10 protein-coding genes are annotated in these 14718 nt (G+C 39.2%); 6 read left to right on the forward strand and 4 right to left on the reverse strand.

What is annotated here, in order from left to right:
* Positions 1–780 (reverse strand): 16S rRNA (adenine(1518)-N(6)/adenine(1519)-N(6))-dimethyltransferase RsmA, encoded by a 780-nt coding sequence (rsmA, locus tag GFH32_RS02580; protein WP_153509588.1) that lies wholly within the window; start codon positions 778–780, stop codon positions 1–3.
* Between the two features lie 133 nt (positions 781–913).
* On the opposite strand from rsmA, the gene pdxA reads away from it, so the two are divergent.
* From pdxA to GFH32_RS02610, 6 genes are all read left to right on the forward strand, one after another.
* On the forward strand, positions 914–1969 hold the full coding sequence (pdxA, locus tag GFH32_RS02585) for a 4-hydroxythreonine-4-phosphate dehydrogenase PdxA (protein ID WP_153509589.1): 1056 nt from the start codon (positions 914–916) through the stop codon (positions 1967–1969).
* Between the two features lie 71 nt (positions 1970–2040).
* Positions 2041–3453: a CCA tRNA nucleotidyltransferase gene (locus tag GFH32_RS02590; RefSeq protein WP_153509590.1), complete on the forward strand. Its 1413-nt coding sequence runs from the start codon at positions 2041–2043 to the stop codon at positions 3451–3453.
* Between the two features lie 63 nt (positions 3454–3516).
* The gene (locus GFH32_RS02595; RefSeq protein WP_153509591.1) at positions 3517–4101 is read left to right on the forward strand and encodes an IS1096 element passenger TnpR family protein; all 585 of its coding nucleotides are present in this window, start codon (positions 3517–3519) and stop codon (positions 4099–4101) included.
* An 87-nt stretch (positions 4102–4188) separates the two neighbouring features.
* Positions 4189–5100, forward strand: a complete 912-nt coding sequence (gene miaA / locus GFH32_RS02600; protein ID WP_153509592.1) for a tRNA (adenosine(37)-N6)-dimethylallyltransferase MiaA — start codon at positions 4189–4191, stop codon at positions 5098–5100.
* A 221-nt stretch (positions 5101–5321) separates the two neighbouring features.
* Positions 5322–7418 (forward strand): glycoside hydrolase family 2 protein, encoded by a 2097-nt coding sequence (locus tag GFH32_RS02605; RefSeq protein WP_153509593.1) that lies wholly within the window; start codon positions 5322–5324, stop codon positions 7416–7418.
* A gap of 4 nt (positions 7419–7422) precedes the next feature.
* Positions 7423–8928: an alpha-L-fucosidase gene (locus GFH32_RS02610; RefSeq protein WP_228384202.1), complete on the forward strand. Its 1506-nt coding sequence runs from the start codon at positions 7423–7425 to the stop codon at positions 8926–8928.
* Positions 8929–9034: 106 nt separating this feature from the next.
* Here GFH32_RS02610 and GFH32_RS02615 read toward each other — a convergent pair whose 3' ends face one another.
* Genes GFH32_RS02615 through GFH32_RS02625 form a run of 3 tightly spaced genes read right to left on the reverse strand, consistent with a single transcriptional unit; the run spans position 9035 to position 14642 of the window.
* Entirely contained in the window at positions 9035–9388 is a 354-nt protein-coding gene (locus tag GFH32_RS02615) for a hypothetical protein (protein WP_153509594.1), read from the reverse strand.
* 26 nt (positions 9389–9414) lie between these two features.
* Positions 9415–11361, reverse strand: coding sequence for a RagB/SusD family nutrient uptake outer membrane protein (locus tag GFH32_RS02620; RefSeq protein WP_153509595.1), 1947 nt, complete (start codon positions 11359–11361; stop codon positions 9415–9417).
* Positions 11362–11372: 11 nt separating this feature from the next.
* A complete protein-coding gene (locus tag GFH32_RS02625; protein ID WP_153509596.1) occupies positions 11373–14642 on the reverse strand; it encodes a SusC/RagA family TonB-linked outer membrane protein in 3270 nt (1089 codons plus the stop codon).
* Positions 14643–14718: the final 76 nt, after the last annotated feature.

Genomic DNA, 14718 nt, shown 5'->3' on the forward strand with positions numbered 1-14718 from the left:
TCATTTGGTATTCGATATCTCGCGGGTTAATGCTTCGAAATCTGCGACTGTTAATCGCTCCGCACGTAATTCATATAAGGGATTGTCGCTCATCTGGTCTTTAGGTACAACGGCCGATAAGGCATTTCTCAATGTTTTACGACGCTGATTGAAACCAGCCTTTACAACACGCCAAAAAAGTTTCTCATCACAGTCTAAAGTTTCACGGTCGTTTCTGACCATGCGCATTACGCCGGAGAGTACCTTTGGCGGTGGGTTGAATGCACCTGCTTTTACAGTGAATAGGTAGGAAACGTCGTAATATGCCTGCAAGAACACCGATAAAATACCATATTCCTTATTTCCAGGTTTTGCAACGCATCGCTCAGCTACTTCTTTTTGAAACATGCCGACCATTTCAACTACACGATTGCGCTCTTCTAAGATTTTGAATAAAATTTGTGAAGAAATGTTATATGGGAAATTTCCAATAATTGCCATTTTGTCCTCAAAGTATTGACTAAAGTCTAAGGCTAAGAAGTCACCATGGATTAAACGATTGCCAACTTGAGGGTATTTATCGGCGAGGAATTCAATGGACTCATCATCTACATCTATCAAAAAGGTCTGATAAGAATCGTTCTGCAATAGGAAATCCGAAAGTACGCCCATACCTGGGCCCACTTCTAAGACTTGCTTAAATCCTAAACTTGGTGTCAAAGCCTCTACAATGCGTTGAGCGGCATTCTTATCATTCAAAAAGTGTTGACCTAAGTGTTTCTTCGCGCGTACTGAACTCATACTGTAAATATATCCGCAAAGATACTATTTTATGTCGGGTACTGAGTTAGGTTGCAAATAAGTATTTAAATGGTAATTGAAACTGCTTCTTTAGGTTTTTTTGTTATTTTTGACATACTAAAGAGCTATTACGATGAGTGAAAAGTTAAAAATTGGTATTTCAATAGGTGATATAAACGGAATTGGTTTAGAAGTGATTATTAAATCCTTGTTAGATAATCGCATTTTAGATTTCTTTACACCGATTGTTTATGGAAATACAAAAGTTGCTTCTTTTCATCGGAAGGCTTTAGGCGTTAATGATTTTAGTTTTAACGTGATTAATTCAGCTGATCAAGCGAACCCTAAGCGCTCAAATATGATCAATTGCTGGCAAGAGGATGTTAAGATCACGTTAGGTGAGCAAAATGAAGTAGGTGGTAAATACGCCTTTCTTTCTTTACAACGTGCTACTGAAGATTTGAAGGCTGGTTTAATCGACGCATTAGTAACAGCGCCAATCAATAAACATAATATTCAACAAGAAGGCTTTAATTTTCCTGGGCACACGGAGTACTTACAGGCTGAATTTGGAGCGGAGGATGTTTTGATGTTTATGGTGAGTGAGGATTTGCGCGTAGGTGTCGTAACAGGCCATATTCCGGTGAAGGATGTCGCGGCTGCCATTACAGTGGATAGCATATTACATAAATTACGCATGATGAATAATAGCTTGAAGACCGATTTTTGGATTAAAAAGCCGAAAATTGCAGTATTAGGCTTAAATCCACATGCAGGTGACGATGGATTAATTGGAAAAGAAGATCTTGAGATTATTCGTCCCGCTATCGAGCGTGCAAACGAAGAGGGTATTTTCTGTTTTGGACCATATCCAGCAGATGGATTTTTTGCGGCTGACACGTATACGAAGTTTGATGCGGTCTTGGCGATGTATCATGATCAGGGGCTTATTCCTTTTAAACATATTGCTTCTAGAACGGGAATTAACTTTACAGCTGGATTACCGGTTGTTCGTACTTCTCCCGACCATGGAACTGGATATGATATTGCAGGACAAAATATAGCATCGCACACCTCGTTTGTAGAGGCCATGTTTGAAGCGGTACATATTGTAAATCGTCGTCGCGAGCAAGCAGAATTGACTGCAAATCCACTTGCATTCCGTAGATTATCGAAGGATAGAGATTAATACATCCATGTTTGCTGCTTATTACGGTAAGCATTTTCTTTAATTTTTACTTACTTTTGCACTTTGTTGCTATGAGTGAAGATTTAACACACCCCATATTTCCCATTATAAAAGATTTGGCTGAGGAGCTACATGTAGCCTGCTATGTTATTGGCGGCTATGTGAGGGATAGATTAATGGGTCGTCCTTTCAAAGACGATGTCGATATATTAGTATTAGGCAGTGGGATTGACTTCGCTACCGCATTAGGAGAGAAATTACATACTAAAGTTGCTGTTTACAAATCCTTTGGGACAGCAATGTTAATGTTTCAAGGTCTACAAGTTGAGTTTGTTGGAGCACGCAAGGAATCTTATCGTAGTGAATCTAGAAAGCCAATTGTAGAAGACGGCACATTAGCCGATGATCAAAATCGTCGAGACTTCACGATTAATGCGATGGCCTTTTCGTTAAACGAATCAAGTTATGGAGAACTCGTTGATCCATTTCAAGGGCAGGATGATATTCAAAATCGAATTATTCGTACGCCTTTAGAACCGGGGATTACTTTCTCGGATGATCCTTTACGTATGATGCGGGCGATACGTTTTGCAACTCAATTAAATTTCAAGATAGATGCTGTTGCTCTAAATGCAATTCATGAACAAGTAGAACGTATTAAAATCATATCTAAAGAACGTATTGCCGACGAGCTAAATAAAATTATACTTTCTGACAAACCTTCTATCGGCTTTAAGTATTTATTTGATACAGGATTGCTAGCGCATATTTTTCCAGCGATGCAAAACCTTTATGGCGTTGAGTATATTGATGGAAAGGGACACAAAGATAATTTCTACCATACGTTAGAAGTGTTAGATAACGTTGCGGAATTGTCGGATGATTTATGGTTACGATGGGCTGCAATTATGCACGATATCGCCAAACCAGCGACTAAGCGTTTCGACAAAAAAGCAGGCTGGACATTTCATGGACATGAAGATAAAGGAGCTAAAATGGTTCCTAAGCTTTTTGCCGAATTGAAATTACCTTTAAATGAGAAGATGAAGTTTGTGCAAAAACTCGTTTTACTTCATTTGCGACCAATCGTATTGGCGAAGGATATTGTTACTGATTCTGCAGTACGTAGATTGTTATTTGAAGCTGGCGATGATATTGATGCTTTGATGATGTTGTGCCATGCCGATGTTACCACGAAGAACGAGTTTAAGAAAAAGAAATATCGTGAGAATTTTGAGCTTGTTAAGCAAAAATTAAAAGATGTTGAAGAGCGCGATCACCTTCGGAACTGGCAGCCACCTGTCGATGGCGATGATATCATGAAATCCTTTGCCATTGGGCCAGGAAGACATGTTGGTATAATAAAAAATGCTATTCGCGAGGCGATTTTAGAAGGAGATATATCAAATTCTAGAGACGCCGCTATGGCGTTTATGATTCAGAAGGGAATAAGTTTAGGTCTACGTCAAGTTGAGAAAGCTTAAAAACAAAAAAATTATTAACTTTATTGGTTGAAAATTAATCACAGACAACATTTATAATAAGAAATGGCAATTTATAGATTTAGAATAACCTTTGAGGATTATGAGGATGTATATAGGGAGATAGATGTGCCTTCTAAAAGCACTTTCCTTGAATTACATCAAGCGATTCACACGGCTACGGGTTATGACGTAGAACGTTCAAGTTCTTTTTATGTTAGTAATGATCAATGGAAAAAAGGAACAGAGATTGCCTATTTGCCGAACGATCGTAAAAAGAATGCAGGTGTATTGGAGATGGACCTTATCAAAATGAGTAAGTTTATTGACGATCCACATCAGAAGTTTTATTATATCTATAATTTTGATCGACCGTACGATTTCCACGTAGAGTTAATCAAAATCTTAAAAGAAGAAGACGGCAAGAGTTATCCTTCACTATTCAAATCTGTTGGTGAGGTGCCTAAGAATATCATGGCGGCAAACTTTCCTGTTGCTGGAGCAGAGGATGATGACGACGAAGAGTTTGTAGATGAGTCGGCCGAAGAGTATGGCGTTGATGAGGAGGATGATTACGATATGTTCGATGATGAAGAAGAGGGTGGAGAAGAGGAAGGACAAAGCGAAAAAGGAATGAGCGACGATTACTAGTCGATAAACATATTTACAATGATACGAGGAACTAGTGACTCAAATTAATAGGTACTAGTTCCTTGTTTTTTATATCGCCAAAAACCAATGCAGTATCCGAAATCATTAATAGTAGTTGTAGGCCCTACAGCGGTTGGTAAAACTGCTATGGCAATTGCCTTAGCAAATCATTATCGAACAGCCATTATCTCCGCAGATTCTCGGCAGTTTTATAATGAAATGAGTATTGGAACAGCAAAACCAACAGCGGAAGAATTAAAGCAAGCAAACCATTATTTTATCAATTCGCACTCGATAAATGATGAGTATTCCGCAGGGGATTTCGAAAGAGAAGCATTGATTAAAGTTTCAGAACTATTCAAGAGTAATGATCATGTCATTGTCGTTGGAGGCTCAGGTTTGTTTGTTCGGGCACTATGTGAGGGCCTTGATGATCTTCCAAAAGCGCCTGATGAAGTTCGAGCGCAGTTGAATGAAAGCCTAGAAAAGGATGGTTTAATAGCTTTACAGGAGCGTTTACGTGCAGTGGATCCAGAGAATTATGAATTCATGGATTATGATAACCCACAGCGTGTCGTTCGAGCGCTAGAAGTATATGAAGCGACAGGACACCCCATTTCTTACTATCAGAAAAATCAAAAGCAATGCCGTGAGTTTAATATAATAACGATCGGGTTAAACACAGATCGCGCGATGTTATATGATAGAATTAATCAACGCGTTGATTTGATGATGCAGCAAGGTTTGCTGGAAGAGGTGAAATCTTTAGCCATTCATAGAAATAAACCCGCATTACTTACAGTGGGTTATGCCGAGCTGTTTGATTACCTCGATGGAGAGATTTCTATGGAAGAGGCAGTAGCTCGTATTAAACAAAACTCCCGTCGCTATGCAAAGCGTCAAATAACCTGGTTTAAGAAATACGGTAATACAACTTGGTTTGAACCCAATCAATTCGAGAAGGTTGTAGAATTTATTGATCATCAAGTCGGTCAATAGGTTCAGCAGCATCCCCAACCCACCAATACTACTAAATTGGAAATTAGCAAAACTCCTTGATGCTACCAATATTTCTAATTGTTTAAACTCACAAGGTAGAATTCTTTATACTATAGAATAAAGCGTTAAATGATAAAACGTTTTCGTAGATTGTGCAATCGATTGAATTCCTTTAGGCACAATTAAATGTTTATTTTAGAACATTATAATCCGCACAATCTATGAATATTTTTAAGAGACTTTATATAGCTGCTTTTGCAGTTGTTTTCTGTCATTTATGTATAGCGCAATCTCGGATCGAACAGTCATTTAACGAGAATTGGAGATTCTATAAAGCCAATAATTCAACCTTTTTTACTGATTTCGAAAATGGTCAGAAATATTATGAAAGTCAAAGTCAATGGACAAAATTGGAGGTCTGGGAAGATATCACGCTGCCGCACACTTACAATGCTATAGACATGCAAAAGGACCGTAATTTCTTTGAAGGGAAGGCTGTTTATACCAAGACGTTTGATATAGATCCTTCTGCTAAGGAAAGACGCACATTTATCAAGTTTGAAGGAGTTGGTGCAATAGCAAAACTTTATATTAACGATAATTTTATTGGAGAACACAAAGGTGGTTATAGCATGTTCACCTATGAAATAACGAATTCTGTCAATTATGATAAACCTAATACGATTACTGTCATAGCGGACAATGCCTCAAGGAAGGATGTAATACCGACTAATCAATTTCTTTTTCCAGTTTATGGTGGGATTTATCGTCCAGTTCATTTGATATCGACCAATAAGACAAGTTTTGTTGTGACTGATCGAGCAGCGCCAGGAATTCAGATTCGTCAGCATGATGTATCAGCTAAACAAGCCAGTATTGAAGTATCGGCCAAGTTAGAAACTAAAGAGAAGTCGGCGCAGAATGTCGAGCTGTGGGTAGAAGTCAGAGATTTTAAAGGAAAGCTTGTGCAAACTGAAAAGCAAGCTGTGAGAATCAATCCACAGGGCGTTACCTACGTTAAACAAGCGATAAAAATGAAGTCTCCACACTTATGGGATGGTGTTCGAGATCCTTATCTATATTCGGTTACTGCTAAACTGGTGGCAGGAGGCGTGGAACTTGATGCTGTCAAGCAACCTTTAGGAGTAAGACATATTGAGATTAACGGAGGTAAAAATGTCCTTCTTAATGGAAAGCCGTATCCTATGTATGGCGTTTGTAGACATCAAGACAGAGAAGGTTTTGGTTCAGCTCTAAGTTTTGCGCAACATAAGGAAGATATGTTGATGATTAAAGAAATGGGTGCAACGACTATTCGTCTCGCACATTATCAACAATCTCCAGAGATTTATGCCTTAGCTGATACTTTAGGATTTTTGACTTGGGCAGAAATTCCTTTTGTAAATCGAGTTTCCTACTATGAGAACGACAATGCAAAGCAACAGATGACAGAGCTTGTTAAACAGAACATGAACCATCCGTCAATCTATATTTGGGGAGTTCACAATGAAGTTTACTCTAAAACTGCAGATGAGCAAGTACCTGTTTTGTCACGAGAACTAAATGATATCGCTAAAACACTAGATCCAGATCGTTATACTGTCGCAGTTACAGGCTACAATATTGTTGATCGGCAAGAAAACCTGTCGACCGATGTGCAGGGCATCAACCACTACTTTGGATGGTATGGAGGTAAGATTGAAGACCTCGGGCCATGGGCTCAAAAAGTACAACAAGAGTTTCCGGGGTATAAAATTATGCTATCAGAGTATGGTGCTGATGGAAATATGGATATCGGTCAGGAAGAATTGAAAGTTCCCGATGATGTTGTTTCTGGTAAATCATTCCCAGAAAACTATCAGACAGAAACTCATATTCAACAATGGGCGGCGATTCAAAAAAGTCCTATAATAGTTGCATCCTACCTTTGGAATATGTTTGAATTTGCCGTTCCTGCTTGGAATCGTGGAGGAGTCAATGCAAGAAATCTAAAGGGACTAGTAAGCTTTGATCGTAAACGAAAAAAGGACTCATTCTTCTGGTATAAAGCGAACTGGAATCCTGAACCTATCATTTATTTAGCAAATAGAAGGGATAGTGAACGTACGATAGCAACTAGTAAGGTTCAAGTTTTCTCTAATTTGAAAGAAGTTCGATTGGAAGTTAATGGTGTGTTTTATACAGCAAAACAAGGGGTTAATGATAAACACTGGGTAGTTGAAAATGTGGTGCTTCGTCCAGGGCAAAATAAGATTGTAGCAATAGGTAAGAATGGGTCGAACGAGTTGAAGGATGAAATGACTTGGAATTTAAAATAATTAAATGATGAAGATATTTAGAAAAACGATGCTCACCTTGATGGGTATGAGCTTAGCGATCGGGCCTTTGTCCGCACAGTGGACAGGACCAAAGCAAAAGCCAACTGAACGCAAGGAAATTAAATACGGGCCGATTACTCCGAAACATCGTACTGATGCAAACATGGAATCTTTCCGTAATTATGGATTAGGACAATTTATTCACTGGGGGTTGTATGCCATCCCTGGAAATGAATGGGAGGGAGTCTCTGCTAGAAAAGGAGCCGCTGCTTCAGAATGGATTAGAACATGGTCTGGGCCTGATGCACCAAAGAATTGGAAGGAGACCTATGACAATCTGTATAAGCAGTTTAATCCGAAATCTTTTGACGCAAAGGCTTGGGCAAAGCAAGCCAAAAATATGGGTGCAAAGTATATGATCTTTACGACTAAGCATCATGACGGTTTTGCTTTATGGCCGACGCAGTATTCTGACTACAACATCTCTGCCTCTCCTTATAAAAAAGATATTGTAAAAGAGGTTGTTGACGCCTATACCGCGGAAGGAATAGATGTGTACCTCTATTTTTCTATACTTGAATGGAACAATCCTGACTATTTAAGTAAGGAGCCGAAGTCCGAAGAGGAGAAAGCTAAATACAATAGGTTTCTTCAATACACGAAGAATCAATTGTTAGAATTGTTGACAAATTACCCACAAATTAAGGGTTTTTGGTTTGACGGTACATGGGATGCTTCTTGGAAAAAAGCTTATGAATTTACTTACAACTTAGAGAAAGAATTGAGGGAGAAGCATCCAGGCTTAATCATCGGATCTAGATTCCGAAACGATGAATTCGAATCGCGTCATTTTGATAGCAATGGCGATATATTAGGCGATTATGAACAAGGTTGGGAAAGAAAACTTCCACAAAGCTATGAATGGTTGGATGGTAATGATTGGGATGCGGTCATGACAATCCCTCCAAATGGGTGGGGATATATGAAAGATTGGACTGGCTTGTATACTAAAACTACCGATGATTTATTGGATATGCTAATGCATTCTGTATCGATGAATGGAAACTTTGTGCTAAACTTTGGGCCCGATGGACAAGGGAATATGCATCCTGGCGAGGATAAACTTGCTAAAGAGTTAGGAGATTGGATGAAAGTTAACTCAGAAGCGGTATACGGCACAAGACATGCAGAACTTCCAGTTACCAAATTAGGTTATTATACAACGAAAAATAATACATTATATCTAACAGTGTTTAATCGGCCGGTGAATAATATTGCCCGCATTGCCGTTCCTAAAAAGAGCAATAGTGTTCCCGTGAGTGCGGAGATTTTAGGAAATAAAACTACGCTGAAAGTCGTTCACTCAGATATAGGATTAGACTTAGATAAAAATACTTATTACGATGTAGTGCTACCTAAAGGATTCAAAAGTACGCGAGCATTCGTGATTAAAATGCAGTTAGGGGAACCAAAAAAGAATGCAGATAAGTTAATGGACGCGAAGATGTAGACACTTCTATTTCTAAATAAATGCCCCCATGCTTCGGAGAGAAGAGTGGGGGCATTTTGTTTTATTGAAACTTTAATTTTATCTGCCTAAACAGAACCAATACAACTTACTTCGTGACATTCACGACATACCAAACTTGCAAGTTGCCTGAGGAGATAACGACGGTATCTTTCCCTTCACTAACTCCAGTGACTAAGCCAGAGCTAGAGAATGTAGAAATATCGGTATGCTTGTTCTTATAGCTCGCATCTGTAACCGTTCTATTTCCAGGGGTAATTGCTAAATTTAATTGTAGTGGTGTTCCTATCTTCACTGGAATCTGCATGTTTCCACCTGCATTGACAGCTTCTCTAACTGTTAAGTTTTCTCCAAAGTCTACGTCATTCTTTTTACATGAATAAGATAGCGCTGTTCCAAAGCCAGCTAGAATTAGTAAACGTATTATATTTTTTGTCTTCATGATTTTTCTATTAATTGATCATTTTATTACTCACCTAACCACCCTGGATTTTGTTTTAATTGACTACCGTCCAGTGATAATTCAAATAGAGGAATTGGCCAATAATATCGGTAATCTGCCCAGAGTCCTTTTCCTTGAACAATATTTGGACTTCTCGGATAGGCAATAATGAATCCCTCACCATCAACAAAAACGTCTTTATCCAACTGTTCCTTCAATGCGATAATCGGCTTTTGTAGGTGACTGCCGTCATACAGTTTTTGTTTTTCACTATTAAATTTCATGCCGCGATAAGGAATAGTCAAAAACTTACCCGCTTTCCAGCGTATTAAGTCTTCATAACGACGATCTTCTAAAACCATTTCGACTCTTCGTTCCCGTCTGATCTCTCTTAGAATAGGACTTACTTCATAATCTAGCAACTGTGCGTTTATTCCGTCTAAACGTGGGTCTGGAGCTATGTTAGCTAGTTGTAAGCGACTATTTGGATAAGTAGCAAAATTAAACCCTGCACGCTCTCTTAGAGCATTTATCGTGCGGTCAAGATCTGCTTGCGTTAAGGTGCCTAGAATTGCTTTTGCTTCAGCAAGCATTAACAAGACTTCTCCATAGCGGAACTCAATAGCTGTTTGTTGTCCGCTGGTCGTTGCGTCATGTTCTTTTTTATCTCCCATCCAGTGTTTAATGGCTAAATAACCAGTAATAGACGATCCTCCCCCTACATTGTAGGATAATCGAGGATACGTTATACCATTCTCCGTGATGCTCGTTAAATCGTTGTTAACGTTGTAGATAGAGCGATTCTCTCCAGGATAATTAATCGTTTGTTTTAAACGAGGATCTCTGTTTTCCATTTCTGTCCACAGACCATCATAACCTTTGAATAACGGATTTGCGGTGTAGTTTCCTTCGGAGCCTGACAGATAGATTGGGCGTCCATCGATACATAAGTATTCCTCAACTAAGTTACGTGTTGCCCCACCCGCTGGACGAGCGCCACTGATACTATTGTTCTGTTGCCAATAACGTTGTGTGGCGTGCCCTACTTTAACACCATCATATACTCGAGCTAGAATTGCTTCTTTGTTCTGATCTGACTCTGGATTATTTTTGAATGTAAATAATTTCCAATAAGGATTGGTGCCTGTTTTATAAAGTTCATACTTACCTGAACTAATTATTTTTTCACAAGCATCGACACATGCTTCTAAGAAAGGAGTGGCAGTGCTTTTTAACTGTAGTTCGCTATGGTACGTTCTGAAAGAGCCCTCAAATAATGCGATCCTTGCTTTTAAGAATAAAGCCATGTTTTGATTAATGCGACCGTCAGCGCGTCCAGTTACACCTTCTAACTTAACTATCGATTGATTGATAGTACTCATTAGTGAGTCTGCAACTAATGTTCTTTTATCCCGAGCTTTGTATAAGTCCTCGCTGTCAATGTTCAAAGTGGCATTATACCAAGGAACATCGCCGAATAACATAAGTTTCCTATAGTAATCCCATGATTTAAAAAATAGCGCTTCACCAACATACTTGTCTAACTTTTTGGAGTCGTTGCCTACCGAAGGCAATGCGTTTTTATAGTTCTCTAGGAAGTAGTGAATCGATCTCAAATCCTCCCAAACCCAACCGACTTCAGTTCCGCTCGTTGGCGTCGTATAAGTCTGGTCTAAGATTGAATGAATATTACCATATTTCACCATATTATCCGTCATAAAGTCGCCTGCTATTAGATGACTACCGCCGGTAATCGTTGGGTTCAATTTCGCATCTCCCCAAGTGTCAAAATGACCTTTAATATAGCGACTATACAGATTGTTTAGATAAAGAGTAACTTCCGTTTCTGATTGTAAAGAGTTTTCTGAAGCAAGTTCTGTTTCTGGACTTAAATTCAAGAAATCTTTTTTGCAGGATTGAAGCAATGTTGTTGCTATTATTCCCGATAATATATATTTAAATGTTTTTTTCATGATGTAGATGATTAAAAGGTTATCTGAGCACCGAATGCGACTGAACGTTTTTGTGGATAAGCTGAAGAAATTTGATCCACATCGAAAACATTAGGTATCTCCGAGATCTCAAATAGGTTAAAGCCAGACACTGTAAAACGAAGTCGATCAATTTTAAGCTTCTCGGTAATTGTGCTAGGAAGAGTATAGCCCAATACCGCTTGTTTCAATCTTAGATAAGAGCCGTTTATTAAGTACTGATCATTAACAGAAGGTGCTCCGCCATACATTGGGAATTCTGCATCTGTTCGTTCTGGAGTCCAAGATCTTTCTAACATCCATTTGGAACCAGCACCGCCACCCCAATATGCTGAATTTCCTGTCCAAACATCACGCTTTATTACTCCCTGGATTAAGACGTCTAGATCAAAATTCTTGAATTGAACATTTCCTGTAATACCAAATCTATATCTCGGTGTCGAATTACCTAACACAATCCTGTCGCCTGATTTACCAATTTTATTTAAACCTTTATCAATCTTACCATCAGGAATGCCTTCAGGACCTCCGATATCTTGATATCTTAGGAAACCGGGATGTAAGGTTCCTTGAAAAGCACCGGGATAGATCCAGTTTCCATTTGCAGGGTTTTTTCCGTTAAAATCCGATTCTTGTAGGATTCCTCCACTCTTATATCCCCAGATTTCTCCGATTGTCTTTCCGCTGTACATTATCTCTGTTCCTGAGGCATTTTCAATGTTTAGGCTTGTGTTTCCTGCGAAATGTTTCACTTTGGTAAGATAGTCTGATAGATTGACCCCAACGCGATAACGAAGACCATTATCTAAGGTTTCCTTCCAAGCAATAGCTAATTCCATCCCTTTAGTTTCAAGCGTTCCAGAGTTTACATAAGGAGGGTTCGCGCCTAAGGTGTTAGGATACGCAGCGTCCCCATTTGTTAGGATATCCGTTGTCGTTCTGTTATAGTATTCAAAAGTAAGGTCTAGTTTATTCTGCAAAAACGCCGCATCTAAACCAATATTCCAAGTTGCTGCCTTTTCGAAAGTCAAATGTGGAGACACCAAGCCCGGAGGGTTGATATAAACAATTTGTTGTCCATTTAATAAAAAGGAGGCTCGTCCGGAACCTAATGTTGCTTGATAAGGGTATGCAGAGCCTGGTTGGTTTCCTAATTTACCCCAGCTTCCTCGTAGTTTTAACTCGTTTACCGTGTTACGTAAGCCTTCCATAAAAGCTTCTTGGGATATTCTCCAGCCTGCTGAAAACGAAGGGAAAGCGACGAAGCGTTCATCTTTCGTGAATTTTGCATTTCCATCATAGCGTAAATTACTTTCCAAGAAGTATTTCTCAGCGTAGTTATAGCTTACTCTACCAAACACTGCTCTACCGGCTAATGTTTCTGCATATCGAGTAGCCTCATTTAATGTAGGATCCTCGACAGCATTAGGATTTTGGATATCCGGATTAATTAGTCTACGATAAGTGTTGGTGATTTGCTCATAAGTAGTTTGCTCTTGGTTGTAACCAAGAATGGCGGAGAAGTTATGTTTGTCGGCCCAAGTATTGTTGTAGTCCGCATAGATGTTCACCATATAATTATTCCGATCGTTGTTGTCGAGATATGCTCGGTTTTCTTGAGCCTCAGTTTGGTTTGTTGTTAAGCCGCTCCAAGATTCTAAGACTTGTGCCATTTTAGGACTATATCGATTCAAGCTATAGCTCTGCGGCTGATAGGCCAAATCTGCCTTAACTTTCAGTCGGCTCGGAATGATGATAAATTCCGGTGAGGCTAGCAACGAGATGCGTCGATTTACCGACCTATTTCTCGCGCCATAACTGATCCAAGAAAGAATGTTGTCGGTGTAAGCATTCGGGATAGGGTCATTTGGTCCCGTAGTCAAAGGCATATTGATATTACGGCCGGGTTCAATCAACATGGACTCCCAAAGGTTTCCTTTTCCGCCTACCAAATATGGAGTTTCGTAGTGAGTCTGGTCGAAACTTACTTTTCCAAATAAGTTGAACCAGCTTGTGATTTTTGCATTGACATTAATGAGAGCATTATAGCGTTTGAATTCATCTGTATTTATCTTATACATTCCAGATTGGTTTTGCAAACCTGTAGATATGTAGTAATTTACGGCCTCACCACCACCGCTGAAGTTTAAAGTATGCTTTTGCATTGGAGTCCATTTCTTAACAGCGGTTTCGAAAGGATTTACGTTTCCGACCCAGATAACCTTACCTGACTCTTCGTACCATGCATTTTCAGGTATCGGATTGTCGAGGTACTTTTGGATCATAGCCATTTTATTTTCCTCTGAACTGTTTACAGATCCATTGGTCCATGTAGTTCGGTCCATTGACGCACGTTGGATTTCATAGGAATTTAAAACATCAGGTAGAGCTGCAGGCGTATCAAAATTACTGTCGAAGTTATAGGATATTCGACCTTTTTGGTTGAATTCACCAGTTTTCGTACGAACTAATATAACCCCGTAAGCAGCTTTTGTACCGTAGATTGCACCTGCAGAAGCATCTTTGATGAACGACATGTCTTGGATGTCGTTCGGATTCAATTGATTTAAAGCTGCTGTTGTGTTTTCAACGCCATCGATTATCACTAATGGATCACCATTTACAGTTTCAAATTCTCTTTTATTTTGATTATAGGCCATTGATGTACCTCCACGGAGGTTGAAGCCCGGTGTTGTGTTCGGAGACCCGTTTCCGAAGCTTATATTTAAGTTAGGAACTAAACCCTGCAATGCTTGTCCGATATTGGCAACAGGTCGGTTTTCAAAGGCCTCCTTGCCCACATGTGAAATCGCTCCTGTTAGATTCACTTTCTTTTGTGTTCCAAATCCAACGACGACAACTTCCTCGATTTGATCTTCCTCTGCTTGTAAAGTAATGGTTGAAGCTTGGTTAGCAGGGATTTCCTTTTGTCCAAATCCGATGGAACTGATGATTAATGTTGAACTAATTGATGATACCTTAATGGTAAATGTACCATCCTGACCACTTTGAGTAGTCTGCTTACTGTTCTTCTCTCGGATAGTGGCGCCGGAAATTGGCTTGCCCTGTTCGTCAACAATTTTCCCCGTAATCTCTTGTTGAGAATGAAAGTAATAGGAATCATCTAAAAATAATAGCGATTCCGTGATGGGACTATGACCGACATGATTCATCTCGGCATAAGATGGGTGTGAATTCAAAAATGCTAAAGTACAGCATAAAGGAATCCACCTCTTCTTGGAATTAGTAAAGAAAATTCGCATGATTCTTTGTTTAAATAATTGTAAAAGATTTACCTTTTGGTTATCAATGCGAATGTGACGAAAAAAGAATAAGGTT

The organism is Sphingobacteruim zhuxiongii (genome assembly GCF_009557615.1).
In the GTDB taxonomy this organism is placed as follows: Bacteria; Bacteroidota; Bacteroidia; order Sphingobacteriales; family Sphingobacteriaceae; genus Sphingobacterium; species Sphingobacterium zhuxiongii.